The 25,458-nt window shown below is 64.4% G+C and carries 26 protein-coding genes and 1 tRNA gene; 13 read left to right on the top strand and 14 right to left on the bottom strand.

Annotation, left to right across the window (positions count from 1 at the left end; all coding sequences use genetic code 11):
• The 6 genes from ACTHNE_RS15340 to ACTHNE_RS15315 form a co-directional block, all read right to left on the bottom strand.
• A partial coding sequence (locus ACTHNE_RS15340) for an SLC13 family permease (RefSeq protein WP_440269711.1) occupies positions 1-233 on the bottom strand: 233 nt, incomplete at its 3' end.
• Between the two features lie 264 nt (positions 234-497).
• Positions 498-1,196, bottom strand: a complete 699-nt coding sequence (gene trmB, locus ACTHNE_RS15335; protein ID WP_324946957.1) for a tRNA (guanosine(46)-N7)-methyltransferase TrmB — start codon at positions 1,194-1,196, stop codon at positions 498-500.
• A gap of 157 nt (positions 1,197-1,353) precedes the next feature.
• Complete coding sequence (locus tag ACTHNE_RS15330) at positions 1,354-2,154, bottom strand: thiazole synthase (protein ID WP_440269709.1); 801 nt, start codon at positions 2,152-2,154, stop codon at positions 1,354-1,356.
• Positions 2,155-2,179: 25 nt separating this feature from the next.
• Positions 2,180-2,380, bottom strand: coding sequence for a sulfur carrier protein ThiS (gene thiS / locus ACTHNE_RS15325; protein ID WP_324946961.1), 201 nt, complete (start codon positions 2,378-2,380; stop codon positions 2,180-2,182).
• Between the two features lie 75 nt (positions 2,381-2,455).
• The gene (locus tag ACTHNE_RS15320) at positions 2,456-2,935 is read right to left on the bottom strand and encodes a hypothetical protein (protein WP_440269708.1); all 480 of its coding nucleotides are present in this window, start codon (positions 2,933-2,935) and stop codon (positions 2,456-2,458) included.
• A 3-nt stretch (positions 2,936-2,938) separates the two neighbouring features.
• Positions 2,939-4,612: a DUF6600 domain-containing protein gene (locus ACTHNE_RS15315; protein WP_440269707.1), complete on the bottom strand. Its 1,674-nt coding sequence runs from the start codon at positions 4,610-4,612 to the stop codon at positions 2,939-2,941.
• 200 nt (positions 4,613-4,812) lie between these two features.
• Between ACTHNE_RS15315 and ACTHNE_RS15310 the strand changes: the two genes are divergently transcribed.
• The 7 genes from ACTHNE_RS15310 to ACTHNE_RS15280 all read left to right on the top strand — a co-directional run bounded on the left by ACTHNE_RS15310 (position 4,813) and on the right by ACTHNE_RS15280 (position 9,763).
• Positions 4,813-4,886 (top strand) — tRNA-Gly (locus ACTHNE_RS15310).
• A 159-nt stretch (positions 4,887-5,045) separates the two neighbouring features.
• Complete coding sequence (locus tag ACTHNE_RS15305) at positions 5,046-5,432, top strand: hypothetical protein (RefSeq protein ID WP_440269706.1); 387 nt, start codon at positions 5,046-5,048, stop codon at positions 5,430-5,432.
• Between the two features lie 35 nt (positions 5,433-5,467).
• Complete coding sequence (locus tag ACTHNE_RS15300; RefSeq protein WP_440269705.1) at positions 5,468-5,689, top strand: hypothetical protein; 222 nt, start codon at positions 5,468-5,470, stop codon at positions 5,687-5,689.
• A 201-nt stretch (positions 5,690-5,890) separates the two neighbouring features.
• Positions 5,891-6,349, top strand: coding sequence for an ATP-dependent zinc protease family protein (locus ACTHNE_RS15295; RefSeq protein ID WP_440269704.1), 459 nt, complete (start codon positions 5,891-5,893; stop codon positions 6,347-6,349).
• Positions 6,350-6,607: 258 nt separating this feature from the next.
• Positions 6,608-7,501 (top strand): 30S ribosomal protein S6--L-glutamate ligase, encoded by an 894-nt coding sequence (rimK, locus tag ACTHNE_RS15290; RefSeq protein ID WP_324946967.1) that lies wholly within the window; start codon positions 6,608-6,610, stop codon positions 7,499-7,501.
• 305 nt (positions 7,502-7,806) lie between these two features.
• Positions 7,807-8,493, top strand: a complete 687-nt coding sequence (locus ACTHNE_RS15285; RefSeq protein WP_324946969.1) for a response regulator transcription factor — start codon at positions 7,807-7,809, stop codon at positions 8,491-8,493.
• Positions 8,477-9,763 carry a sensor histidine kinase gene (locus ACTHNE_RS15280; RefSeq protein ID WP_324946971.1) on the top strand — a complete coding sequence of 429 codons (1,287 nt, stop codon included), beginning with the start codon at positions 8,477-8,479 and terminating at the stop codon, positions 9,761-9,763. Before ACTHNE_RS15285 ends, ACTHNE_RS15280 begins: the two co-directional genes overlap by 17 nt.
• Positions 9,764-9,834: 71 nt before the next feature.
• Here the strand turns inward: ACTHNE_RS15280 and ACTHNE_RS15275 are convergent, their stop codons facing one another.
• Positions 9,835-11,217, bottom strand: a complete 1,383-nt coding sequence (locus ACTHNE_RS15275; protein ID WP_440269703.1) for an L-serine ammonia-lyase — start codon at positions 11,215-11,217, stop codon at positions 9,835-9,837.
• 75 nt (positions 11,218-11,292) lie between these two features.
• Between ACTHNE_RS15275 and ACTHNE_RS15270 the strand changes: the two genes are divergently transcribed.
• Positions 11,293-11,538, top strand: coding sequence for a glutaredoxin family protein (locus ACTHNE_RS15270; protein ID WP_440269702.1), 246 nt, complete (start codon positions 11,293-11,295; stop codon positions 11,536-11,538).
• Between the two features lie 76 nt (positions 11,539-11,614).
• Here ACTHNE_RS15270 and ACTHNE_RS15265 read toward each other — a convergent pair whose 3' ends face one another.
• Genes ACTHNE_RS15265 through ACTHNE_RS15255 form a run of 3 tightly spaced genes read right to left on the bottom strand, consistent with a single transcriptional unit; the run spans position 11,615 to position 13,358 of the window.
• The gene (locus ACTHNE_RS15265) at positions 11,615-12,169 is read right to left on the bottom strand and encodes a YceI family protein (RefSeq protein WP_440269701.1); all 555 of its coding nucleotides are present in this window, start codon (positions 12,167-12,169) and stop codon (positions 11,615-11,617) included.
• A complete protein-coding gene (locus tag ACTHNE_RS15260) occupies positions 12,166-12,747 on the bottom strand; it encodes a cytochrome b (protein WP_440269700.1) in 582 nt (193 codons plus the stop codon). Before ACTHNE_RS15260 ends, ACTHNE_RS15265 begins: the two co-directional genes overlap by 4 nt.
• The gene (locus tag ACTHNE_RS15255; protein ID WP_440269699.1) at positions 12,744-13,358 is read right to left on the bottom strand and encodes a YceI family protein; all 615 of its coding nucleotides are present in this window, start codon (positions 13,356-13,358) and stop codon (positions 12,744-12,746) included. Before ACTHNE_RS15255 ends, ACTHNE_RS15260 begins: the two co-directional genes overlap by 4 nt.
• A gap of 166 nt (positions 13,359-13,524) precedes the next feature.
• Here ACTHNE_RS15255 and ACTHNE_RS15250 point away from each other — a divergent pair, with 166 nt between their 5' ends.
• Positions 13,525-17,136, top strand: a complete 3,612-nt coding sequence (locus ACTHNE_RS15250; RefSeq protein WP_440269698.1) for an ATP-binding protein — start codon at positions 13,525-13,527, stop codon at positions 17,134-17,136.
• Between the two features lie 74 nt (positions 17,137-17,210).
• On the opposite strand, the gene ACTHNE_RS15245 is transcribed toward ACTHNE_RS15250, so the two are convergent.
• Both ACTHNE_RS15245 and ACTHNE_RS15240 read right to left on the bottom strand, forming a co-directional pair.
• Positions 17,211-17,633 carry a DNA polymerase III subunit chi gene (locus tag ACTHNE_RS15245; protein WP_440269697.1) on the bottom strand — a complete coding sequence of 141 codons (423 nt, stop codon included), beginning with the start codon at positions 17,631-17,633 and terminating at the stop codon, positions 17,211-17,213.
• Positions 17,634-17,709: 76 nt separating this feature from the next.
• Positions 17,710-19,209 carry a leucyl aminopeptidase gene (locus ACTHNE_RS15240; RefSeq protein WP_440269710.1) on the bottom strand — a complete coding sequence of 500 codons (1,500 nt, stop codon included), beginning with the start codon at positions 19,207-19,209 and terminating at the stop codon, positions 17,710-17,712.
• A gap of 369 nt (positions 19,210-19,578) precedes the next feature.
• On the opposite strand from ACTHNE_RS15240, the gene lptF reads away from it, so the two are divergent.
• The 4 genes from lptF to ltaE all read left to right on the top strand — a co-directional run bounded on the left by lptF (position 19,579) and on the right by ltaE (position 23,348).
• On the top strand, positions 19,579-20,682 hold the full coding sequence (gene lptF, locus ACTHNE_RS15235; protein ID WP_440269696.1) for an LPS export ABC transporter permease LptF: 1,104 nt from the start codon (positions 19,579-19,581) through the stop codon (positions 20,680-20,682).
• Positions 20,682-21,785, top strand: a complete 1,104-nt coding sequence (gene lptG, locus ACTHNE_RS15230; RefSeq protein ID WP_440269695.1) for an LPS export ABC transporter permease LptG — start codon at positions 20,682-20,684, stop codon at positions 21,783-21,785. The genes lptF and lptG overlap by 1 nt, the downstream gene beginning before the upstream one ends.
• Positions 21,778-22,224, top strand: coding sequence for a putative toxin-antitoxin system toxin component, PIN family (locus ACTHNE_RS15225; RefSeq protein ID WP_440269694.1), 447 nt, complete (start codon positions 21,778-21,780; stop codon positions 22,222-22,224). The genes lptG and ACTHNE_RS15225 overlap by 8 nt, the downstream gene beginning before the upstream one ends.
• 110 nt (positions 22,225-22,334) lie before the next feature.
• Entirely contained in the window at positions 22,335-23,348 is a 1,014-nt protein-coding gene (ltaE, locus tag ACTHNE_RS15220; RefSeq protein ID WP_440269693.1) for a low-specificity L-threonine aldolase, read from the top strand.
• Positions 23,349-23,412: 64 nt separating this feature from the next.
• Here the strand turns inward: ltaE and ACTHNE_RS15215 are convergent, their stop codons facing one another.
• Positions 23,413-24,684, bottom strand: coding sequence for a polyhydroxyalkanoate depolymerase (locus ACTHNE_RS15215; protein WP_440269692.1), 1,272 nt, complete (start codon positions 24,682-24,684; stop codon positions 23,413-23,415).
• 137 nt (positions 24,685-24,821) lie between these two features.
• Complete coding sequence (locus tag ACTHNE_RS15210) at positions 24,822-25,322, bottom strand: RDD family protein (RefSeq protein ID WP_440269691.1); 501 nt, start codon at positions 25,320-25,322, stop codon at positions 24,822-24,824.
• Between the last annotated feature and the right edge of the window lie 136 nt (positions 25,323-25,458).

Here is a 25,458-nt window from a genome sequence, read left to right as displayed (position 1 = left end):
AACTGCGCGGTGAGGCCCAGCACGCCGGCGCGGTCCAGCCCGGCGCCCATGATCATGATCGCGATGATCGCGATCACCGCGTTACCGGCGAAGCCATTGAAGACGCGGTCGGAGGGAATCAGGCCGGTGAGGCCGATCACCACCACCACCAGCAGCGCCACCATGTCGGCGCGAATCCATTCCAGCACCAGCATGAGCATGGTGAAGCACACCAGGCCCAGCACCAGGATCATTTCAGGTGTAAGGGTCAGGGCCACTGGCTATCGTCCCTGACGGGCGCTGGGCAAGGAGTGCAATTGGGCAGCAGTTGCTTCACGCGATGGCTCGTCCCTGTTTAACGCGGAAGTATAAGCGTGTGCGCGTGGCGGCTGGTGAACCGTTGCCGCATTGTGGGCGATGCGCGCGAGATGCCTCGTAGTCCTGTAGGTTTTGGGTGCCAATCCCAACGAGGGTACACGCATGATGATGTTGGGGGTGCACCCCAACCCACGACGTCGTCAGCGCCTGCGGTAGAGCAAGTCCCAGACCCCATGGCCAAGCTTCAGACCGCGTCGCTCGAAGTGCGTCTCGATGCGCCATGCCGGTTTCTCGGCGAACTGGCCCGGGCCGAGCGCGTTGCGCCAATCCGGTGCAGCTTCCATCACTTCCAGCATGTGCTGCGCGTAAGGTTCCCAATCGGTGGCCAGGTGCAGCAGGCCATCCGGTGCGACGCGCGTGGCGAGCAGGGCGACGAACTCCGGTTGCACGATGCGCCGCTTGTTGTGGCGCTTCTTGTGCCAGGGATCGGGAAACCAAATGCGCACCTCGGCCAGCGCGCCGGGCGCGAGCTCGTTTTCCAGCACTTCCACCGCGTCATGCTTGTAGAGGCGCACGTTGCCGGCATCGCGCGCGGCCAGGGCGTTCATCAGCCGGCCGACGCCGGGACCGTGCACTTCCACGCCGACGTAATCGCGCGCCAGGTCGTGTTCGCTCGCCCAGGCCAGCGCCTCGCCGTTGCCGAAGCCGATTTCCAGCACGTGTGGGGCATGGCGGCCGAAATGCGCATCCAGATCCTGCGTTTTCCCCGAATAGTCGATGCCGAAGCGCGCCCAATGGGTCTCGAACGCGCGCTGCTGGGCGGGCGTCATGCGGCCTTCGCGCAGGACGAAGCTGCGGATGCGGCGGAGATGATGGGGTTCGTCGTGATCTTCGGTCATGCGGCGATTTTCACTCCCTCTCCCTTTCGGGGAGAGGGCTGGGGTGAGGGGACAATCTTGCGTCGAAGGGACGTCTGGCGTGCTTCTATTTAAGTGTGAGGCAAGCCCTGCCCCTCACCCCAGCCCTCTCCCGGATGGGAGAGGGGCTATGCAGAGTTCAGCCGATGGTCCCGTCGATCGGGCTCGACGCGGACGCAAACCGCTTGCGCGGAATGCGACCGGCGCGAAACGCCGAGCGCCCGGCTTCGATCGCCAGCTTCATCGCATGCGCCATCAGCACCGGGTCCTTGGCGCCGGCGATGGCGGTGTTCATCAGCACGCCGTCGCAGCCCAGTTCCATCGCGATCGCCGCATCGGAGGCCGTGCCCACGCCGGCGTCGACGATGACCGGCACCTTCGCGTTCTCGATGATTTCCAGCAGGTTGTATTTGTTCTGGATGCCAAGGCCCGAGCCGATCGGCGCGGCCAGCGGCATTACCGCCACGCAGCCGATCTGTTCCAGCTTCTTGGCCAGGATCGGGTCGTCGCTGGTGTAGACCATCACGTCGAAGCCGTCGGCCACCAGTTGTTCGGCCGCCTTGAGCGTTTCCACCACATCGGGGAACAGGGTGCGTTCGTCGCCCAGCACTTCCAGCTTGACCAGCTTGTGGCCGTCCAGCAGTTCGCGCGCAAGCTTGCAAGTGCGCACCGCGTCGACGGCGTTGTAGCAGCCGGCGGTGTTGGGGAGCAGGGTGAACTCGCCGGGCGGCAGCGCATCGAGCAGGTTGGGCGCGTTGGGATCTTGCCCCAGGTTCACGCGGCGGATGGCGGCAGTGACGATTTGGGCGCCGGCGGCCAGGGTGGTGCGGCGGGTTTCGTCCAGATCCTTGTATTTGCCGGTGCCGGTGAGCAGGCGCGAGCGATAGCTGGCGCCGGCGATGACCAGGGTGTCGGTAGTGTCGTGGGTCTTGATGTTCATGCCTGGAATGCTTGGAGGGCGCGGCTCAGCCGCCACCGATGGCGTGGACGATTTCCACCTTGTCGCCTTCGCGCAGCGCATAGGTTTCATGCTGGCTGCGCGGCACGATTTCCTGGTTCACCTCGACGGCGACGCGCCGGCCAGCGTAACCGGCTTCGTGCAGCAATTGAGTGACGGTGAGGTTGTCGCCGCAATCGTGCGGGCGGCCGTTGAGGGTGATGTGCATCCGGCCATTGTAGCGGCAGGGCAGGCTCGTTGGCCGCTTTCGCGCCGCCGTGCGGGGGCCGGGCGGCGCCAAGGCTCAATGCTGCGGATTGTCGTTCTTGGACGGCGGCGTGTAATGCGGATGCGGCGCGTTCTGTTGCGGTTGCGGATGAGGCTGCTGCGGCGGCTCCGGGCGGGAATACTGCGGCGGCGCCTGGTAGCGGTACGGCTCCGGCTGATAGGCGGGAGCGCGCTGGATTTCACGCGGCGCCTCGATCACCCGCGGCGGCTGCATGCTCTGGCGCTGTTGCTCATATTGGCGCGCGCGCTGCTCGGCTTCCTGACGCGCGCGTTGCTCGGCCTCGAAGCGTTGCTGTTGCTGCTGTTCCATCACTGCCTGACGTTCGCGCTCCTGCTGGAACGAGGGCTGCGACGGCACATAGCGAGGTGCTTGCTGCACGGTCGGTTGCGCGGGCGCGTAGTGGGGCGCTTGTTGCACCTCGGGCTGCCGCGGCAGGTAATGCGGTGCCTGTGGTTCTTCGCGCGGCGGCGGCGTGTAGTGCGGCGCCTGCTGCACTTGCTAGGCGGGTTGCGCCGGTGCGAAATGCGGCACCTGCGGCAAGGTGGCGGCGCCCGGGCGCGGCGGCGCTTGCGGTTGCGCGGGTTCCATCCGGTTCGGGAAGCTACGCCCCGAAACCACGCGCGGCGCATTCGGCTGCACGTTCAGCACACGCACATTGGAAGCAGGCTGCCCGGCGTGAACCGCGGCCGCGGCGGCCACTGCCGGTGCGGGCGGGCGCACCGCCACCACCTGGCGGTTGAAGCCGGCAGCCGGCAATGGGCGTGCGTTGCCGGTGCGCGGCGGCGCGAAACTCGTCGGCAGCGGACGCTGCAAGGTGGCCGGCGATACCACCGGCGCGTTGGCCAGCTGTTTCGGATCCAGGTGCAACTGATTGTTCTGCACGCTCCGCGCGCTGGCGAACGCTTGCGCAGGCACGGCGGTGAAGGCATGCGGCGCATCGCGATTGACGTAGTTCACGCCGGTGATCGGGCGCCCCTCACGATAGAAGTTGTACTGGTTGTGGATGTTGTTGATCACCGTCACCTGGCTGATGTTGCGCGTGATGCGGATGTTGGTGACGTTGACGTTGGTGTAGTAGTTGCGCGACGCGCGATACCACGGGTTGTAGACCTCATGCGGGCCGAGCGGAAACCAGCCCACCGGACCGCCGCGGCCGATCCCGACGAAGGCGACCAGCGCCGGCGCATACACCGGCCGCACGCGCGGCGGGCAGGGAATCCAGCCCCAGCGACCGCGCACGAATGCCCAGCGTCCATAGTGGTACGGCGCAAAACCCCAGGGCGACGCGTCCACCCAGGTCCAGCCCCACGGCCCGATCCACACCCAGTGACCGTAACGGTACGGCGCCCAGCCGGCGACCACGGTGGTGGGGTACCACACGGTGCCGTAATCCTCGTCCTGCTGGAATTGGCCATACTGGTTCAAGTCCTGCGAACCGACCACGTCGCTGGGCACATACTGCGTGCTGCTGGCGGTGGTGTTGGCGTACTGGGCATCGCGATCGTTGCACCAGGCGTCGAATTCATCGCGGCCCTGGATCTCACTCACCGTCATGTTGTTCAACGACGAGTCGCCGAACTGGTAACTGCGTCCGCTGAATACTTCGCGTTGCGCGTTGTTCTCGCCATAAACGATGCCGCCGCCATCGAACGGCGTGACCGTGGTGCCGTTGCCGTTCGCACCAACCTCGACCCGGAACGTACCAGGCTGGTTGATCACCAGCGCCAGCGTCGGTGTGTCGATCTCGTAAGTGGCGCCCTGGTCGAGGTTGCGCACAGTGATGTTGAGCGTGCCCTGGGTCAGTTCGAACTGGCCGATCTGATCGTTGAGGTTGAGCACGCCGATATCGCTCCGGCCGCTGATGCGCAGCGAGGCGCCGCCCAGGTCCAACTCGGCGCGCGCATCAGGACCGCTGGATAGCTTGTCACCATTGGTCAACGGCCGGTTGACGTCGGCGGCGCTCCAGTCGGTGCTGCCCGATGGCATCAGGCCGAGGTCGCCGGATGCATAGGAAAGCCGCGCCACGCGCGCCGGAGGGTCGGAAGTGTTGTCGCCGCCGCCCTGGCTGTCGTCCGTCTGGGCCAGGGCGAAGCCGGCGCACGACAGGAGCAACGCCGTCAGGAGGATGCGCCATCCGCGCGAACAAGACTGGAACGCATTGAGCACACGCATGGGACTCTCCGTGCAGGTGTACGCGAAACGGTCGCGCCCCGGTTCATCCGTGTTGGTGCTCATCATGTTGCAGACGGATCATGAGTGTCGCCTTAGGGGCACAGTGGCCGTTGCCGATGGTTTAGGAACCGCACGACCGCCGAGCCCGCATGCCAGGATTCCCAAAAGCCGCATCCGCCGGTTACCATCGCCGGACGTAAGCGGGTGTAGCTCAATGGTAGAGCTGTAGCTTCCCAAGCTACTGACGAGGGTTCGATTCCCTTCACCCGCTCCATTTCGCGATGACGCTGGACCGCTTAGTTAATTTGCTGGTTACATAGCCTGCGAAGGCGCCAACCAGGGAGAGGGGCGATGGCGACTACAGGTGCCGGCCTGTACCGGTCCGCGATGGGTAACGACTTCAAGAGCATCAAGGTCGGGATTTATCCTGGCGATGGCGTGGCTCGATCCGCGTTGGGAGTCGACCCAATATTTCAGCAAGAAGCTTGATAAGTGGGTCACCAGCCAGGCCGATGTCACTGTGGTTGGCGGGAAGGATGGCCCGGAAGTGTTGCCAGGAGGCGGAACGTCGCTGCATGACGTTTCGGGTTGGTTTCCCAGCAAGGAATTCTGGATTCCGGAGGGCACCGAGTATTCGGCGGAGCTGATCGAGATCCGCAAGGGTTCGAAGTTGAAGACCAGTCCCTACAACCCGAAACTCAAGGGTTATCACTATCAACTTGAACCGCGCACGCGCATGACCGTACTCGCGTTCAAAGGCGCTCTGGACAATATGGCGCGGGCGGCGGTGTCCAGGCAGTGTGAGCTGGCCAAAGGCTGAAGTCGGCGGCCCGAAAGGTTTCATAGGAACATCCCATGCCTGAAATCAGCAACCAAACACTCATCATCGCGATTCAGGCTGTAGCCGCGGAAATCCGTGCCCTGCGTGAAGCCCTGTCCAGCGGTGAGGCAGAGCCCGAGGAATATCAGCTGCTCGAGGATCGCCTTCACGCCGCTGAAGACTTGGAGCGCGCCTACGAGATCGAGTCGCGGACGGTGATCAATCTGCCGCCCTACGACGAATTGATTGGAACCTGATTTCACAATCGGCGCGCACGGCATTCACGCACTATTGCCCCGGCACAGGTGACATGAAACGTCCTTGTTGAGTTTGGCGGGCCGCGCCGGCTACGCTAGCGCGGTTCCGCTGTGCGACGGGCGCTGAAAGTCATCAGCACTTGTCGCACCATTCCCCCTTTTCGGCCCCCTCCGAGATAACTCAAGACAGCGTGCGCTGACATGGCGGATGTGACCACCCTCGGTTGGCGGGAACGGCTGGCATTGCCCCAGTTCGGTATCGCCTCGCTCAAGGTCAAGCTCGATACCGGCGCGCGCAGCAGTTCGCTGCACGTGGACGAACTGGAAAACTTCACCCGTGATGGCAACACCTGGCTGCGTTTCATGGTGGGGCTGGGACGGCGTTCGTCACGTCCGGTGCATTGCGAGGCGCCGGCGTGCGACCGGCGCGTGGTGGTGGATACGGGTGGCGGGCGCAGCGAGCGGTGGTTCATCCGCACCGAAGTGATGCTGGCCGGCGAGCGCTTCGAAGTTGACATAAATCTGACGGATCGGCGGCACATGCTGTTTCCCATGCTGTTGGGGCGCACCGCGCTGGTCGGTCGCTTCAAGGTCGATCCCGCCCTTTCCTACACCCTGCCCAAGCCCGCGCATACGATGATGCACAAGGGGGTGCTCTGATGAATTCCACGCAGGCGTCACCGGCCATGTTCGTTCGCAGGCCACAGGGCCATCGACGAAGGCAGGCTGGCCGTCTGTCGAGTCGAAGGACCGAAGGGATGCGGACGAACATGACCGGCCCAAGGGTGATGTTCAGAAGGCTCGCATGCTGCGCCGCGCGGGTTGGCAAGACGGCCAGTCTTCCCGGCGCCGCGCAACACACCCTGCGAGCCTTCTGAACATCATGCCGCCTACGTGGAATTCATCAGAGCATCCCCTATGAAGATCGCCGTCCTCTCGCGCAACGCGCGCTTGTATTCCACCCAACGCCTGGTGGAAGTGGCGCGCGAGCGCCGGCACGTGGTGCGCGTGCTCGATCCGCTGCGCTGCTACGTGCGCATCGCGCCGGGCGAGGTGGAGATTCGCTACAAGGGCAAGGCGCTGCACGACATCGACGCGGCGATCCCGCGCATCGGCACCTCGAGCACGTTCTACGGCACCGCCGTGCTGCGCCAGCTGGAAATGATGGGTGTGTACACGCCCAACTCTTCCGACGCAGTGCTGCGCGCGCGCGACAAGCTGCGCTGCCTGCAGATTCTTGCCGCCAAAGGGCTGGATATGCCGGTGACGGTGTTCGGTGACAACCCGGACGACACCACCGACGTGCTGGACATGCTGGGCGACCCGCCGCATGTGATCAAGCTCAACGAAGGCAGCCAGGGCACCGGCGTGGTGCTGGCGGAAAAACGCAGCGCGTCGCAGAGCGTGGTGGAAGCGTTTCGCGGGCTGTACGCCAACTTCCTGGTGCAGGAGTTCATCGCCGAAGCCAAGGGCAGCGACCTGCGCTGCTTCGTGGTCGGCGGCCAGGTGGTGGCCGCCATGCAGCGCGACGCGACGCCGGGCGAATTCCGCGCCAACCTGCACCGTGGCGGCACCGCCATCGCGGCCAAGCTCACCCAGGCCGAGAAACGCATCGCGGTGGATGCCGCCGCCGCGCTGGGGCTGGGCATCGCCGGCGTGGATCTGTTGCGCTCCAAGCGCGGTCCGCTGGTGCTGGAGGTCAACGCCTCGCCGGGGCTGGAGGGCATCGAGGCGGCCTCGGGCGTGAATGTGGCCGAGCACATCATCCGCCACCTGGAACAGCACGTCGCCAAGGTCTCCAAGCGCGGCTGATTATTTGTGAACGGCGCGTCGCCATTAACCCGGCAGTGAGTGCGGGTTAACTGCCACGTAACCGCCTCGCGCCTATAAAGGCACCACTGTTTGTTTGCTCGCTACTTCAATACGCAAGTGCGACAGCAGACGACGGTATCGGGGCAGTAGCTTCAGCCCGGGTGCAGCGACGCACGGTCGCCGTATCCGGGCTTTTTCTTTGGCTGCCCAACAACGTTCAGCATGGCGCTTAACATTTGCGTCGTTCACTCGTTAAGCTTGCAGCTACCCCCGGCCTGTGCGCCGGCTGCGTAGCGGAGAGACGCATGCGCGTTCTAGTGATTGAAGACAACAGCGATCTCGCGACCAACATTGGCGATTATTTGGAAGATCGCGGCCATGTGGTGGATTTCGCGGGAGATGGCGTCACCGGCCTGCATTTGGCCGTGGTGCACGACTTCGACGTCATCGTGCTCGACCTGACCCTGCCGGGCATGGACGGCCTGGATGTGGCCCGCAAGCTCCGCCACGAGGCCCACAAGCAAACCCCGGTGCTGATGCTGACCGCCCGCGACGCCCTGGAGCAGAAGCTCACCGGCTTCGAATCCGGCGCGGACGACTACATGACCAAACCCTTCGCGCTGCAGGAACTGGCCGCGCGCCTGGAAGTGCTGGCGCGCCGCGGCAAGGGCCCGCAGAGCCGTGTGCTGAAGGTGGCCGATCTCACCTACAACCTGGATACCCTCACGGTGACCCGCGACGGCAAGTCGATCCAGCTCAACCCGATCGGCCTGAAGCTGCTGCAGGCGCTGATGGAAGCCAGCCCCTCGGTGGTCACCCGGCAGGATTTGGAACAGAAAGTGTGGGGCGAGGAGTTGCCTGACAGCGACAGCTTGCGCGTACACATCCACGGCCTGCGCGCTGCGATCGACAAGCCGTTCGAAAAGGCCTTGATCCACACCAGGCACGGCATCGGTTACCGCATGGTCGATCCGGATGCAGTCCAGGCGTAAGCTGCGTTTTCGCCTGCTGATCTCGTTCGCGCTGTTCGGTTTTGGCCTCAGCGCGTTGTTTGCCGTGGCCTCGCTGTATGTGCGCGCGAAGGTCGAGAACCAGCTGATCAATGCCAGCCTGCAGAGCGACGTCGACCAGGCGGTGGAGAACACGCATAGCAATCCCGGGCAACCCAGCCGCTCGCAATTGATCGATGCGTGGATGTGGAGCGACCGCACCATCTACAAGGCGCCGCTCGCCTGGCAGAACCTTGCGCCCGGCGTGTACGACATGCACGACGTGGACAAGGACGGTCGCTCGCACCATTACAAGCTTGCGGTCGCGCGCAAATACGGCCTGATCGGTTTCATCAGCTACGACATCAGTCGCGAGGATCTGGGCAAGCGCCAGTTGGTGACCTCGCTGGTCGCCTCAGTCATCTTGTTCAGCCTGCTATCGCTGGCGATCGGCCTGTGGCTGTCGCGCAAAGTCTTGAAGCCCGTGACCGAACTCGCGCGTCGCCTGCGCGATTTTCGTAAGGCTGGCCGTGCGGAACCGCTCGCGCCGCATTTCGCCGACGACGAAGTGGGCGAGCTCGCGCAGGCGTTGGACGAATACGCCGAGCGGCTCACCGCGATGGTCGCGCGCGATCGCGAATTCAATTCGGACGTGAGCCATGAACTGCGCACGCCGCTGGCGGTGATTTCCAGCACCACCGAACTGCTGCAGGGTTCGCCCGATCTCACCGATAAGCTGCGCGAACGCCTGAAGCGCATCGAACGTGCATCGCGCCAGGCCACCGAGCTGATCGAAGCGCTGCTGCTCTTGTCGCGCGCCGAACGCCGCGGCCCGACGCGCGGTGAAATCACCGATGTGGCCAAGGTGGCGTCCGACGTGATCGACAGCCAGCGCCCGCAGATCCGTGACAAGCCGATCGAGGTGGAGCTGACCCAGGGCGATGCGATCAACGTCAACGCGCCCGCTTCGGTGCTGTCGGTGGCGCTCACCAATTTGATCGGCAACGCGATCAAGTACACGCTCGAAGGCCGTGTGACGGTGCAGGTGGACAAGGGGCGCATCGAGGTGATCGATACTGGCCCAGGCATCAAGCCGGAAGATGCCGAACGCCTGTTTCAGCGCGGTGTGCGTGGCGAAGGTGCGGGCGGCAGTGGTGCCGGCTTGGGCTTGGCCATCGTGCGGCGCTTGTGCGAGCTGTATGGCTGGGATGTATCGATCCGCCCGCGAACCGATGCCAATGGTGCGATCGCGAGCATCGTGTTCGAACGGTAGGTTGGGGTGCAAACCCCGACGTCCGGATCGCACATGCATGGCGATGTTGGGGTTGGCACCCCAAACCTACATCAGCATTCGATGACGTTCACTGCCAAGCCGCCGCGCGATGTTTCCTTGTACTTGTCCTTCATATCCAGCCCCGTATCGCGCATGGTCTTGATGACCTTGTCCAGCGACACGCGATGCTTGCCGTCGCTCTTGAGCGACATGCGGCTGGCGTTGATCGCCTTCACCGCGCCCATTGCGTTGCGTTCGATGCAAGGAATCTGCACCAGGCCGCCAATCGGATCGCAGGTAAGACCAAGGTTATGTTCCATGCCGATTTCGGCCGCATTTTCGATCTGGTGCACCGTGCCGCCGAGCGCGGCGGTCAACCCGCCGGCGGCCATCGAGCAGGCTACGCCCACCTCGCCCTGGCAGCCGACTTCCGCACCGGAAATGGAGGCGTTTTCCTTGTAGAGAATGCCGACTGCGGCGGCCGTCAGCAGGAAATCGATCACGCCGTTTTCGTCGGACTTCGGACAGAAGCGATGGTAGTAATGCAGCACCGCCGGCACGATGCCCGCGGCGCCGTTGGTCGGCGCGGTGACCACGCGTCCGCCGGCGGCATTTTCTTCATTGACCGCCAGCGCGTAGAGATTCACCCAGTCGAGAATCGTCAGCGGATCCTTCAGCGATGCTTCGGGCTGGTTGCGCAGCTCCGCCGCCATCGCCGGCGCGCGGCGTGTCACTTTCAGTCCGCCGGGCAGTACGCCTGGCGAACGCAGGCCCCTTTCGACGCACCCTTGCATGGCCTTCCAGATGGTCAGCAAGCCTGCGCGCACTTCCGCTTCCGTGCGCCACACTTTCTCGTTTTCCATCATCAGCTGCGCGATGCTCATGCCGTGTTGTTCGCACAGCGCCAGCAATTGTTCGGCGGTGTGGAAGGGATACGGCTGCTCGGTGGTGTCGGCGACGATGCGGTCTTCCGCCGCTTCATCGTGATTGACCACGAACCCGCCACCCACCGAGTAGTAATCGCGCGTGGCCAGTTCGTTGCCGTCGGCGTCGTACGCAGTGAAGCGCATGCCGTTGGTGTGGAACGGCAATTTCTGGCGCTTGTTGAAAACCAGGTCGCGCTTTTCGTCGAAGTCGATCTCATGCTTGCCGAGCACGCGGATGCGATGCGTGGTGCGCACGCGCTTGAGCGTCTCCGGAATCTGGTCGGGATCGACCGTATCCGGATGCTCGCCTTCGAAGCCCAGGATCACCGCCTTGTCGGTGCCATGCCCGCGACCGGTCATCGCCAGCGAACCGTAAAGCTCGGCGCGCACGCGCGTGACGCGGTCGAGCGCGCCTTTTTCCTCCAGCCAGCGCTCGGAAAAACGGGCGGCTGCGCGCATAGGGCCCACGGTATGGGACGAAGAAGGGCCGATGCCGATCTTGAAGATATCGAAAGCGCTGACGGCCATGGGATGCTGCGAGGGTGGGGATAAGCCGGCTATTCTACGCGGGCGTTTCTTCCGGGGCATTCTGCAAGCGCACGTATGAGCAATTTCGTGCTCTACCAACGGGATTACTGTCACCTGTGCGACCTCGCATTGGCCGTGCTGGCCGAGGCGCGCCTGCCGGATTTCGACAGCGTGTGGGTGGAGGACAGCGACGAGTTGGAAGAACGCTACGGCACGCGCGTGCCAGTATTGCGCGACCTACGCGACGGGCGCGAACTGGATTGGCCGTTTGATGCCACGTCCGTCACCGGCTGGCTGGGAGCTTCTTGTAGGTTGGGGTAAGGGCACAGCCCGAACCCCAACGTTGCCATATGTATTTCGCCGTCGGGGTTCGGCTGGCGTCTCACCCCAACCTACGTCATTTCGCGGCCAGGACCAGGTGCGCGGTGATCTTCACATCCGCCCCGATGACAGATGTATCCGCGTACTGCCCGCCGCCCACGCCGAAATCCAGGCGCTTCACCGTGCCGGTGACGTCCAGCGTCGCACCGCTGCCCTGCGGCTTGAACACCACGCTCAGGCTCACCGGCCTGGTGACGCCGCGCAACGTCAGCGTGCCGTCGGCGATCACCTGGTTGCCTTGCTGGTGGAAGGCGGTGGTGACGAAATGCGCTTGCGGATATTTCGCCACATTGAAGAAATCCGGGCCAGGCAATGCGCTGTCGCGATCGTTGTCACCGGTCTTGGCGGTCGCGAGGTCGACCGTCACGTCGAACTTCGAAGACGCCAGCTTGGCCGGGTCGTAGCTGATCGCCGCCGTCCACTTGTTGAAATGGCCGTCGAAGCTGCTGCCCTGGAAGTTGCTGGTGAATCCGAGCGTGCTGCCCGCTTGCACGCTGTAGTCGGCGGCCGATACGGCGAGCGGCGTCGCCAGCGCCAGCGTGAGTGCGAGTGAAACGGCGCGTCTGATCATGTGAGTTCTCCGGAAGAGGCTTTGCCAGCGCGCAGGCGTGCAAACGGCAGCATGCGGCGCAATACGTTGTCCTGATCGAAATAATGATGCTTCAGCGCGGCGCCCGCGTGGCCGATCACCACCACCAGCAACAGGTAGAACAGCCATTCGTGCACTTCGCCGGCCAGCTCCGAGAGATCGTCGTTCTTGGCCGCCAGCGCGGGCAGGTTGAACAGCTTGAACCATTGCAGCGGATAGCCATGCAGCGAGTTGAACAGCCATCCGCTCAACGGTAACGCGAGAATGAAGCCATACAGCACCACGTGCGTGACGTGCGCGCCGAACCGTTGCCAGCGCGGCATCGCCTCGTCCGGCGGCGCGCCGTCGTACAAACGCCAGGCCAGCCGCAGCGCGAACAGCGCCAGCACGGTGAGGCCGATCGACTTGTGCAGCGCGAAGATGGTGATCTTGCTCATCGACGGCGCCATGTCCGCCATCAACAGTCCCCATACCCCGTTGCCGAGAATGCCCAGCGCAACGATCCAGTGAAAAAACTTGGCGACCGATCCCCATTGGCGGTCGTCACTGCGCAAACTCATGGATGCTCCTTCGGGTTGCCTGCATTGTCGCGAATACCTTCCAGTTCCAGCCAGATGGCGACGCCATGGCCCACTGCATTGGGAAAGCCGTTGATGCCGAAGGCAGTGCGATCGATCGTGGCCGTGGCGGAAAATCCGGCCACCGTATGCATGCCGTAGATGGTCTTGCCGACGCGGTTGAGGCGAAACGGGATGTCGATCGGCTGGCTCACGCCATGCAGCGTAAGCGTGCCGTGCAGCACGCCATGCGTGTCGTCCTTGCGCTCCACCGAGGTGCTGGCGAAATGCGCGGTCGGGTAGGTTTTGCAATCGAGCAACGAGGCCTTGCACGCCGCTTGGTTCCACGCGGCATCGCCCAGGTCGATGCCGCGCAGGTCGATGTCCAGTTCCGTGCTGGATTTGGACCAGTCGTCCTGATCGAAGCGCAGCGATCCCTGTGCGATATGCAAGCGGCCCAGCGGGCGGGAAAAGCCATCGTGGTCGATGCTGAAAACGATCTGGCTGTGCACGGTGTCGTAGCGGTAGCTGTCGGCGGCGGCGAACGCGGCCGGCGCCTCGGCGAGGCAGCCGAAACCGAGCATCAGTGGCAGGCAGGCGCGTGGGTGAATCATGGCGGCAGTCTGGCGAAAACAGGACAACACTACCAGCGCGGGCGCGGGAACGGACCGTTGCCGTGGCGAAACAGCACGTGCGGGAACGTGCGGGATTTGGCATTCTGGTCGCTTGCGGAGCGCATCAGAGTGACTGCTCCGTCCTGAACTGCCTGAGGGCGCACGCGTGGCCGTTTTCATGCTGGGGCTGGCCTTGCTGCTGGGTACTTCCGTGCCCGGCAGCGCCGCGCCTGCCGCATCCGCCACGTCTGCGCCGCCGCCTCGGATTGCCATCCACGCGCCGGAATCCGCGCCGCTGCCCACGCCGCAATTTCGCCGCTACGGCTTGCAGGACGGGCTGCCCAGCACCGGCGTCTACGCCGTGGCGCAGGATCATGACGGCGCCATGTGGTTCGGCACCAAGGGGGGCATCGCCCGTTTCGACGGCCTGCACTTCGAAGTGTTCCGGCACATCGAGGACGATCCGGACTCGCTCTTCAACAACGGCATCTCCGCGCTGTTCGTCGACCGGCAGGGCATGATCTGGGCCGCCGGCCTGGACGCGGGCCTGAACCGCTACAACCCCGCCACCGGCAAGTTCACGCATTGGGGGCACGATCCGGCCGATCCGCGCAGCCTGGCCAGCGATCGCGCCTGGGTGGTCGCGCAGACGCCGGACGGCTCGATCTGGGTCGGCACCGGCGAGGGCCTGGATCGCATGCTGCCGGACGGGCACGGTTTCGAGCACGTGGTCAATCCGCTGCTGGGGCTTTATCCGAGCGATTTCACCGCCGTGAGCTCGCTGTATGCCGATGCGAAAGGGCGGCTCTGGATCGGCTCCGATCGCGGCGTATTTCGCCGCGATGCAGACGGCAGCTTTGTGCGCATCAAGCCGGCCGACCCGGCTCAGTCGATGGACACCTGGCGCATCGACGGCGATGGCGACGAAATCCGCATCGCTACGGAGCGCGGCTTGCTCGTGGTCGGGCCTGACAACGTTGCGCGTTTGTTCGGCGCGCCGGCCATTCCGCCCCGTACCAACGTGATGAGCAGCACGCGCGACGCGGCCGGACGCCTGTGGATCGGCACGCAGCGCGGCATGTACCTGCAAATGCGGCCGAACGGGCCCATCATCGGCCTGGTCAACCAGCCGCTGTTGCATGGCGATCTGCCCGGCACCTGGGTCTATCAGACGCTGATGGATCGCGAAGGCGGCTTGTGGGTGACTATGCTCGATGGCGGCGTGGCGTATCTCGCGCCAGGCTGGAACAGCTTCAGCCGTTTCACGCACATTCCCGACGACCCCAGCAGCCTGCGCGATTCGATGGCCGCCACCATGGCGCGCGGCCGTGATGGCCGGCACGTGTGGGTGGGGCAGCGCGAGGGGCGCATCGATCGGCTCGATCCCATCACTGGCGAGGTGGAGCACACCCTCAGCGGGCTGGTCGGCAAAGTGGTGGGCATGACCGAGGACGGCCATCAGCGCTTGTGGATCGCCGCGCAAGGCGCGCTCTATCGCTACGACTACGTGCACGACCGCATGGATCAGGTCGACCCGCAACGCAACGTGCTCGATCGTCCGCTGGAAGTGGAACCCGGCGTGGACGGCATGATGTACACGCGCACCTTCGGCCACGGCCTGTTCCGCGTCGACCCGGAAACCCTGGCGGTGACGCCGGTGGCGATGGACAAGCCGAACGAGAAGGTGATGTGGGGCAGCCAGATGACGCTCAACAAGGGCGTGTTCTGGTACGCCAGCGACGGCGGCCTGATGTGGTTCGATCGCACGCGCGACCGTTTCGTGATGGTGCCGGGTGCGCCGGCCGGCAAGTCCATCGATGCGTTCGATTTCGACCGCAAGGGCATCTGGCTGGCGACGGAAGATGGTCTTTCGCACTACCACCTCGTGGGCCAGCGCCTGGTGTTGGACCGCAACGTGGATGCCGAGCACGGCTGGCCGTCGCTGCGCGCGGTGGATATGGATGTCGATTGTTTCGGGCGCGTGTGGATCTTCAGCATCGATGGCCTGTGGCGCTTCGATCCCGTGCCGGGCACGTTCTACCACGTCGGTTTGCAGAACGGCCTGGCCAACGGCGAATTCGGGCGCGGTTACGCACTGCTGCCGACCGGTTACCTGTATGCGGCAACCAATGGCGGCGTGGTGGGATTCGACCCGGACAAGGTGGACCCGCGTCCGATGGCGCCGACCTTGTCGGTCACCCAGATCACCGTGCAGCGCCACGGCACCACGCACACGTTGCCGTTGAATGCACAGCCGATCAGGATCGGCTGGCAGGACAGCCAGCTGCATATCCAGGCGCGGGTGTTTTCGTATATCGATCCTTCGGCCAATCATTATCGATTCCGCCTCAACGGTTTCGACAGCGATTGGATCGACCGCGACAATCATGGCGAGCGCGAATTCACTAGCCTGGGCAGCGGCGACTACACGCTGGACATCATGGCGCGTGGATCGGAAAGCGATTGGGTACAACTGGCCGTGCCGCTGCACATCATCGTGCAATCGCCACCGTGGCTGCGCTGGTGGGCATGGCTGCTCTATGTGTGCGTAACCGTCGCGCTGGCCTTCCTGGTGCTGCTTGCCTGGCGCCGCCGCATGGCGCATCGCCATCGCATGCTGCTGGCCGAGCAGCGCCATCAGATTGCCGAACAGGCCAGCGCGGCGAAAAGCCGTTTCCTCGCTACGCTCAGCCATGAGATCCGTACGCCGATGACCGGCATGATGGGCATGGCCGAATTGCTGCTGGCCACGCCGCTCAACGATACGCAACGCGATTACGCCGAATCCGTGCAGCGCGGCAGCCACGTGCTGCTGAAACTGCTGACCGATGCGCTGGATCTGGCGCGCATCGAAGCCGGCAAGCTGGTGCTGGATCCGGCGCCGTTCGATCTGCGTCCGCTACTGCAGGATGTGGTGCGCTTGCAGCGCGGTTCGGCGCAGGCGAAAGGGCTGTCGCTCGATCTGCAACTGGACGAAGGCGTGCCGCCGCTGCTGGTTGGCGACGCCATGCGCATTCGCCAGGTGCTGTTCAACCTGGTCAACAACGCAGTGAAATTCACCGAGCGCGGCGGCATCCATATCGGTGTGAACTGGATGGACGGCTTCCTCTCGCTGGATGTGAGCGACACGGGGCCAGGCATTTCCGAAACCAGCCGCGTGCGCCTGTTCAGCCGCTTCGAGCAGGACGCAGGTCCCCAACGCAGTATCGGCAGCGGCCTGGGCCTGGCGATCTGCAACGAGCTGGTGGGCCTGATGGGTGGCAGCATGACGCTGGAATCGGCGCTGGGCAAAGGCACCACCTTCCGCGTGCGGCTGCCTTTGCTGGTGGCGCAGGAAACCGTGCCGGCGGCGCCGGAGCGCGTGCATCAGGAACGCCCCCTGGAAGTGCTGCTGGTCGAAGGCGACGCCACCGCAGCCAGCGCCATCCGCGGCATGCTGGAATACCAGGGCCATCGCGTGCGGCACGCCAGCCATGGCTTGAACGCGTTGGCGGAACTGGCGATGGAAACGTGTGATTTGGTCGTGCTGGAACTGGACCTGCCCGGCATCGACGGATTGCAGGTGGCGCAGTTGATTCGCCACGGCGAAGTCGCGGGCCGGCATGTGCCCATCGTCGCCACCACCACGCGTCACGACGAAGAAGAAATCACGCGTGGACGCGAGGTAGGTGTCGATGCGTTCCTGCACAAGCCGTTCAACGGCGAGCAACTGGCGGCGGCGTTGCATGAAGCGTTGATGGCGCGGCCGGTGGTGCGGAAGGAGACGAATCCGGTGTAGCGGACTCGCGTGTGCCTCATCGTCGTCGCCCGGCGACGTTATGCCGATACAAAACGCCAGCGCGCCGGCACGCGCTACATATCGAACTTGTTCACCTCAAACCCCAGCCGCTGATACTCGCGCCAGCGCACGCGCGAGCCATCGCGTTCGGCCGGGTTGGCGGCCACCACTTCCAGCACGCGCTCGCCATAGCTGGGCGGGCATTGCTCGCCCAGGTTGATGATGAGCGGGCGGGCCGGTGTGTCCACGCCGGGCGGCGCAATCAGCACGGCGGTGTTTTGGTCGTCGTCATCGCCGGCCAGTTGGTGCGGGATGTAGGTGTCCTCGTCGAACGACCAGAGCAGTTCGTCCAGTGCTTCGGCCTGCTCGAAATCGCGCGTGAGGATCAGCGTAGGCTGCTGCGCGGCGTATGCCTTGCGCGCCAGCTCGCACACCAGCAGCAGCGGTTGTTCGCTGAAGCGTGGTTTGGCGATGAGGTAGAAGTCGGCGCGGGGCATGTTTGCGGGAATCGTCGGTCGTCAATCGGGAATAGAAGGCCAGGATTTTCTGCTCTGGCTATTTCCAGCGCTCGATTTACGATTCACGGCCTCCAGCGCGATCGATCAACCACTGCGCCAGCAACGGCACCGGGCGGCCGGTGGCGAGGCCTTTGCGGCCTTCGTCCCACGCCGTGCCGGCGATATCCAGGTGCGCCCAGCGCTGGCCTTCGGTGAAGCGCGAGAGGAAGCAGCCGGCGGTGATCGCACCGGCGTTCTTGCCGCCGATGTTGGCGACGTCGGCAAAGCCCGATTCGAGTTGCACCTGGTAGTCGTCCCACAGCGGCAGGCGCCAGGCGCGGTCGAGGGTGTTTTCGCCGGCGCGCAGCAGCTCGTCGGCAAGGTCGTCGTGCTTGCTCATCAGGCCGCTGGCGTATTTGCCCAATGCGACGACGCAGGCGCCGGTGAGTGTGGCCGCGTCGATCAACACCTTCGGCTGGAACGTCTGCGCGGTGTAGGAGAGGGCGTCACACAGGATCAGGCGTCCTTCGGCATCCGTGTTGAGCACTTCGATGGTGAGACCCGACAGGCTGGTGAGCACGTCGCTGGGGCGATAGCTATCGCCGTCGGGCATGTTTTCCACCGCCGGCACCACGCACACCAGGTTGATCTTCAGGCCCAGCTTCACCGCCGATACGAACGCGCCGAGCACACCGGCCGCGCCGCCCATGTCGAACTTCATTTCTTCCATGCCCGGGCCGGGCTTGAGGCTGATGCCGCCGGTGTCGAAGGTGATGCCCTTGCCGACCAGTGCATAGGGTTTCTCATCCGCGGCGGCGCCCTTGTATTCGAGCACGATCAGCTTGGGCTTGTTGGCCGAGCCGCGGCCCACGGCGAGCAACGAACCGAACTTGAGGCGCTCCATTTCTTCGTGATCGAGCACCTTGCAGCTCACCGGTTCGTGGGCGTCGGCGAATTTCACCGCCTGCTCGGCGATGTAGGCCGGATTGCAGATGTTCGGCGGCAGGTTGGCCAGCTCACGCGCGAAACGCACGCCTTCGGCGATGGCGATGGCCTGGTCCAGACCCGGCTGCGCGTGTTCGTCGCCCGCAAAAGTGATGCTGCGCAGTTCCGGCTGATTGCCTTTCTCGCGCGGCTTGAAGGTCGCGGTGTAGCGATACGTGGCGTAATCGGCGGCCAGGGCGGCGGTACGCGCACGCCATGCGGCATCGTGGCCGGGCACGTCGGCTTCGGCGAGGAACGATACGGCGCTGTCGATTGGCATGCGCGAGAGTGCACGCGCGGCTTCCAGGTTCACTTTCTGGAAGCGTGCGCCATCGAAAGTCTTCTGCGCGCCCAGGCCGACCACCAGCACGCGCTTGGCCTGCACGCCGTGCGGCGCGAACAGCACCGTGGTGCTGCCGCCCTTGCCGGTGATGTCGCCGCTTTCCACCTGGCGCTTGATCGCGCCGCCGGCCGCGCTGTCCACGCGCGCCGCGGCGCTGGTGAGCAAGCCGTTTTCGTAGACGCCGACTACCACGCAGGGGGTTTCGACGGTTTCGGGGGCGATGGAGCCAAGGCTGAATTGGAGCGTCATCATCAAGTTCCTGCGGGAAGACCGGCAAGCACCGAACCGGCTAGACTAGGGGGATGCTCTGATCAATTCTACGTAGGCGGCATGATGTGCAGAAAGCCCGTAGGGTGTGTTGCGCGGCGCAGATAAGACTGGTGGTCTTTTCAAGCCGCGCGGCACAGCATACGGGCTTTCTGCGCATCACCCTCCGGGCCGTCACTGTCTGTCCGCATCCCTTCGGCCCATCGTCTCGACAGACGGCCAGTCTGCCTTCACCGATGGTCCTGTGGTCTGCGAACAGACAGTAACGGTGACGCCCACGTAGAATTGATCAGATCATCCCAATGATTGCCGCCCAGGACAGGGCAGGCACGGAACCCATAATTCTATCGCATGCTGAGCATCCTAGACCGGTATTTCCTGCGTGAGCTGGGCACGACCATCGGCGCCACCGTGATCGTGCTGCTGGTGATCATGGCCGGCACCACCTTCGCGCACGTGCTTGAGCAAGTGGCCAAGGGCAGCTTCCCGGCCAGCGTGATGTTCCAGGTGCTGGCGCTGAACATGGTCGACACCCTGTCCAGCATGCTGCCGCTGGCGGGCTTTCTGGGCGTGCTGATGAGTTTCGGGCGCATGTATCGCGAAAGCGAGATGCACGTGCTCGCCTCGTCCGGCATGGGCATGGGCGGACTGCTGCGGCCGATGGCGATCGTCGCGGTCGTCATGGTGGCCCTGGTCAGCGCGGTGTCGATGTGGCTGGGGCCGCTGGCGGCGCGCACCTCTGACAGCCTGGTGCAGGCGGCCAACCGCTCGATCATCGCCGCCGGCCTCGATGCCGGCCGCTTTACCGAACTGCCGGGCAAGGGCGGCATCATCCTGGTCGATTCGCTGAGCCGCGACGGACAGAGGCTTGGCCGCACCTTCATCGCCACCGAGCGCGCCAACAAGGACGGCAGCCTGGTGATGAAAATGGTCACCGGTCAGCGCGGCAACCTTTATTCCAGCAGCGACAGCAGCAATCGTTATCTGGCGTTGGACGACGGTTACCAGTACGAGATCCCGCTTGGCGCCGACAACTGGCGCCGCATGAAGTACGAACGCAACGACAGCGCACTTTCTTCGGTGCAGTCCGACGACCCGGAAGACCCCATCCACAATCTGGACATGTTCGACCTGGCGCGCACTACCACGGCCGCCGCGCGCGCGGAGTTCGCGTGGCGCACGGTGGTGCCGCTGATGACGCTGGCCCTGCTGATGCTGGCCATGCCGCTGTCGCGCCAGACGCCACGCGAACCGCGCTACGGTCGCCTGCTGATCGCCGTGCTCGGCTTCTTCCTGTACTACAACCTGTTGGCGTTGTGCCGCGGCCAGCTCGCCAAGGGCCATTGGCATCACGCGACGCCGATGTGGCTGCTCAGCCTGGCGCTGTTTGCAGTGGCGGCCTGGAATTTCCGCAATCAATATGCAGCGCGCTCACCGCGCAAGGCGAGGCCGTAATGGCGAGCTTGCGCGTCAAGCGCGTGGACTGGCTGATCGGCATCACCGTGCTCGGTTCGATGCTGATGGTGTGGCTGGTGCTGGTGGGTTTCGATGCCATGTACCAGTTCGTTCGCCAGCTCAGTTTCGTCGGCCGCAACGGCTATACGCTGAGCAACGCGATTTTCTACATCGTGGTAACCCTCCCTCGCCGCATGTACGAGATGTTCAGTTTTTCGGCGCTGATCGGCGGCCTGATGGGGCTGGGAGGCCTGGCCGCCACCGGTGAACTGACCGCGCTGCGCGCCGCGGGTTTGTCGCGCCTGCGCATCGCGCTCTCGGTGGTTGGCGTGGTGACGGTATTAGTGGCCGCGGTAGTCATCATGGGCGAAACCGTTGGCCCGTGGGGTGACCAGCAGGCGCAAGCGCTGACGTTGCGCATGCGTTCGGGCGGCAGTCTCGGCTTGACCAGCAGCGGCCTGTGGGCGCGCGATGGTGACCGCATCATCAACGCCAAGAACAGCACGCTGCGCAATGCGGGCGATCATGCCTTCGTGCAGTTGATCGACGTGCGCGTCTTCACGCTTACTCCCGACGGCCGGCAATTGAGCCGCTTCGACCAGGCCAACACCGCCGAGCAGGTCGGCAAGGAATGGGTGCTCGATCACGTACGCACCACCACGCTGGACGACAAGGGCGTGCACAGCAGTACCTCGGCGGGTGAGCGCTGGGATTCCAGGCTCGACCCGGAAGTGTTGCAGCAATCGCTGATCCAGCCGCAGTACCTGGCGATGCGCGATCTGCAGCACATCATCGCGTACAAGCAGAAGAATGGCGAAAACACCCGTCCTTACGAAACGCCGTTCTGGGGCCGCGTGATGTATCCGCTCAACGTGCTGGTGCTGGTGTTGTGCACCATGCCGTTCGCTTTCGGCGCATTGCGTTCGGGCGGCCTGGGCAAGCGCATCTTCATGGGCATGATCATCGCCATCAGCTGGTATTTCGTGCAGAAGGCGATCGTGAGCTTCGGCACGGTCTACGGCGTGCCGCCGTTGGCCGCGAACGTGCTGCCGGCGATGTTGATGGTGTTCATCGCGTTCTTCTATTTCCGCAAGCATGCGTAGCGGCGTGCCGCTGCGCATCGTGCCGGATACCAACGTTTGCCTTGACCTGTTCGTGTTCGGCGATCCGCAGTGCGCATCGCTGCTGGCGGCCGTGCAGGCGGGCGAAGTCGAGTTGGTGACGCGCCAGGATTGTCGCGATGAATGGCTGGCGGTGCTGGCCTATCCGCAGCTCAAGCTCGACGAAGCACAACGAATGCAAGCGATCAAAACGTTCGATGCATATGTGCGGAAGCTGCCGTTCACGGATTCGGACGACGTGATGTTGCCGCGTTGCCGTGATCGCGACGACCAGAAATTCCTGGAACTGGCGCATCAGGCTGGCGCCGTCGCCTTGCTCACGCGTGACGAGGAATTGCTGCGGCTGGCACGGCGCGCGAAACGCGACGGTTTGTTCTCCATCCTGCCACCAGCCTCCTGGCAAGCGACGATGCTCCCGTAGGTTGGGTTACCCCCGGATCAAGTCCGGGGTAACCCAACCTACATAGGCTTGCCGGCAATCACGCTAACCGGCAAAGTCACAGTGACCTATCCACCAATAACGAGGACGCCATGGACTGGATCGACCTGCGCAGCGACACCGTCACCAAGCCGACGCGCGCGATGCGCGAAGCCATGCTCGATGCCGAGGTCGGCGACGACGTCTATGGCGAGGATCCCACCGTCAACGCCCTACAGCAGCGCATGGCCGGTGAGCTTGGTTTCGAGGCGGGCCTGTTCGTGCCCTCGGGCACGCAATCGAACCTGTTGGCCTTGATGTCGCACTGCGAACGCGGCGACGAATACATCGTCGGTGCCGATGCACATACCTACAAATTCGAAGGCGGCGGCGCGGCGGTGCTAGGGTCGATCCAACCGCAGCCGATCGCGCACGAAGTCGACGGTACGCTGCCACTGGATAAAGTCGTTGCGGCGATCAAGCCGGTCGATCCTCATTTCGCGCGCACACGTTTGCTGGCGTTGGAAAACACCTGGCACGGCCGCGTGCTGCCGCTCGATTACCTGCGCGCCGCGCATGATGTCGTGCGCGAACGCGGGTTGGCGTTGCATCTGGATGGGGCGCGCGTCTACAACGCCGCCGTCGCCAGTGGTGTGCCGGTGCGCGACATTGCGCAGCACTTCGATAGCGTTTCGATTTGCCTGTCTAAAGGACTGGGTGCGCCGGTGGGTTCGGTGCTGGTGGGCTCGGCTGCGTTGATCGAGAAGGCGCGCCGCTGGCGCAAGGTGGCCGGCGGTGGCTGGCGCCAGGCCGGTTTGCTGGCGGCGGCGTGCTTGCATGCGCTGGATCATCACGTGGCGCGATTGGCGGACGATCACGCACGCGCTGCGCGGCTTGCGCACGGACTGCGCGAAATTCCAGGCATCACCTTGCTCGGCCAGCACACCAACATGGTGTTTATCGACGTGCCCGCAGAACGCTTGCGTGCATTGGACGCGCATCTGCGCGCCGCATCGATCCGCATCAGCATCGGCTATCTGCCGACGCTGCGCCTGGTGACCCATCTGGATATCGATGATGCCGGTGTGGAACGCACCATCGGTGCGTTCAAGACGTTCTTTGCGTAGGTTGGGGTGCGAACCACAACGTCGCTACGCCGTGCATCCGTCATGTTGGGGTTGGCACCCCAACCTACGCGCGTTTGCTCGATACCAGCGCCATGTCCGAGCGGCGAATGAAATCGCGGATCTGCGGATATACCGTTTCGCGCCAGCGGCGGCCGCTGAAGATGCCGTAGTGACCTGCGCCCTGGATCACCCGATGCGCGCGGCGGGAGGCCGGAATGCCGGTGCACAGGTCATGTGCCGCTTCGGTCTGGCCGATGCCGGAGATATCGTCCAGTTCGCCTTCGATGGTGAGCAGGCTGGTGCGCTTGATCGCGGTGGGATCCACGCGCTCGCCGTTCACTTCCCATAGGCCGCGCGGCAGCAGGAACTGCTGGAACACGGTGCTGATGGTGTCCAGGTAGAACTCCGCCGGCATGTCGAGCACGGCGTTGTATTCGTCATAGAACTTGCGGTGCGCCGCGGCGTCTTCCTCGTCGCCGCGCAGAAGGTTGAGATAGAAATCCCAGTGCGAGCTAAGATGGCGGCCCGGATTCATCGCCACGAAACCGGCATGCTGCAGGAAGCCTGGATACACCTCGCGGCCGTGGCCGGGATAGTTCACCGGCACGGTATGTATCACGTTGCCCTTGAACCAGCTTAGCGGCTGCTGCGTGGCCAGGTTGTTGACGCTGGTGGGGCTGCGGCGCGGATCGATGGGGCCGCCCATCATGGTCATGCTGCGCGGCGTGGCTTCGCCGCGTGCCGCCATCAACGAAATCGCGGCCAACACCGGAACGGTGGGCTGGCACACCGAAATCACGTGCAGCGATTCGGCGCCGATGTGGCGGATGAAGTGTTCGATGGTCGCGACGTAGTCGTCCAGGTGGAACGGCCCGGCCGAGGCGGGAACCATGCGCGCGTCGATCCAGTCGGTGATGTACACCTTGTGGTCGAGCAACAGCGAACGCACCGTGTCGCGCAGCAGCGTGGCGTGATGGCCCGACAGCGGGGCCACCACCAGCACTACCGGTTCGGTTTTCATCTTCTCGATGGTTTCCGGGTCGTCGCTGAAACGCTTGAAGCGGCGCAGCTGGCAGAACGGCGTTTCCAGGTCGATGCGCTCGATGATCGCGATCTGGTTGCCCTGCGGATTGGTGATGCTGTGGATGTCGAACGCCGGCTTTTCGTAATCTTTGCCCAGGCGATGGATCAGCTCGTAGCCGGCCGCCATGCGCTGCGCGCCCGGCAATTGGGCGAGGGGGCTGCTGGGATCGGTGAGCAGGCGGGCGCTGGCTTCGGCATAGTGGCTGACGGGGCCGAGGAAGGCGCGTTGCCATTCGTGGAGCTGGTAAAGCATGGCGAGCAGGTACCGGCGACTAAAGTCATATGATAGCCGGTCGCGGCGTGGATTGCTGCAATGCGACAGGCTTTCGGGTCCTTATTTTTCAAAGACTTAGATATTGATCTGTCTCAAAGGCGTCGGCGACGGCCGTTTCAGCCGATCCGGCGCAGCTCGGTCCCGGCCGCCAGGTCATGCACCGCCCGCCGGCGCCGGTTGAGCGCCGCCGCCGCGAACCACAAGGCCCAACTCGCCGCCACCGCCCAAACGGCCGCCCGCAAGCCGATGACGGGGGCGCCCAGCAGCAAAAGCAGGGGCAGGGCGGCGACGATCAGGCGGATCAGCGCCTGCCGCGGCGTCAAGCGCCCGCCGTCCATGGCCGTCACGCGAATCCGCCATGGCCGCATGCCCAGTGTCTGGCCGCCACGCAGCCACGACAACAGAAAGTAGGCCGCTACCACCGCGCCTTGCAGCGGCTGGTACCACCAGGCGATGTGGACTTGCGTGCCCGAGGTGATCAGCTCGCCGTGCGTGGCCAACTGGCAGAGCAATCCCACCACCATCACGATGGCCAGCACGGCGACCAGGTCGTAGAGCAAGGCCAACAGGCGTCGCCACAGCGGGCAGGTAAAGGCGATGGCGGTGGTCTGGGTCATGGATGGCCTGTGGTTTTCCGCGTGAGGGCGTGGCGCGCTTGCGCAGCGCGCGCGTAACACCCAGCATCCTGCGCATGAAGCAGAACACGAGTAAAGAGCCGGCGGCCATTGCGGAGGCCGACGAGCAGGAGATCGC

The sequence above is a fragment of the Dyella sp. genome (assembly GCF_051954575.1).
Classification (GTDB): domain Bacteria; phylum Pseudomonadota; class Gammaproteobacteria; order Xanthomonadales; family Rhodanobacteraceae; genus Dyella_B.
Note: the sequence above shows the minus strand (reverse complement) of the source record. Positions and strands in the feature narration are given on the sequence as shown.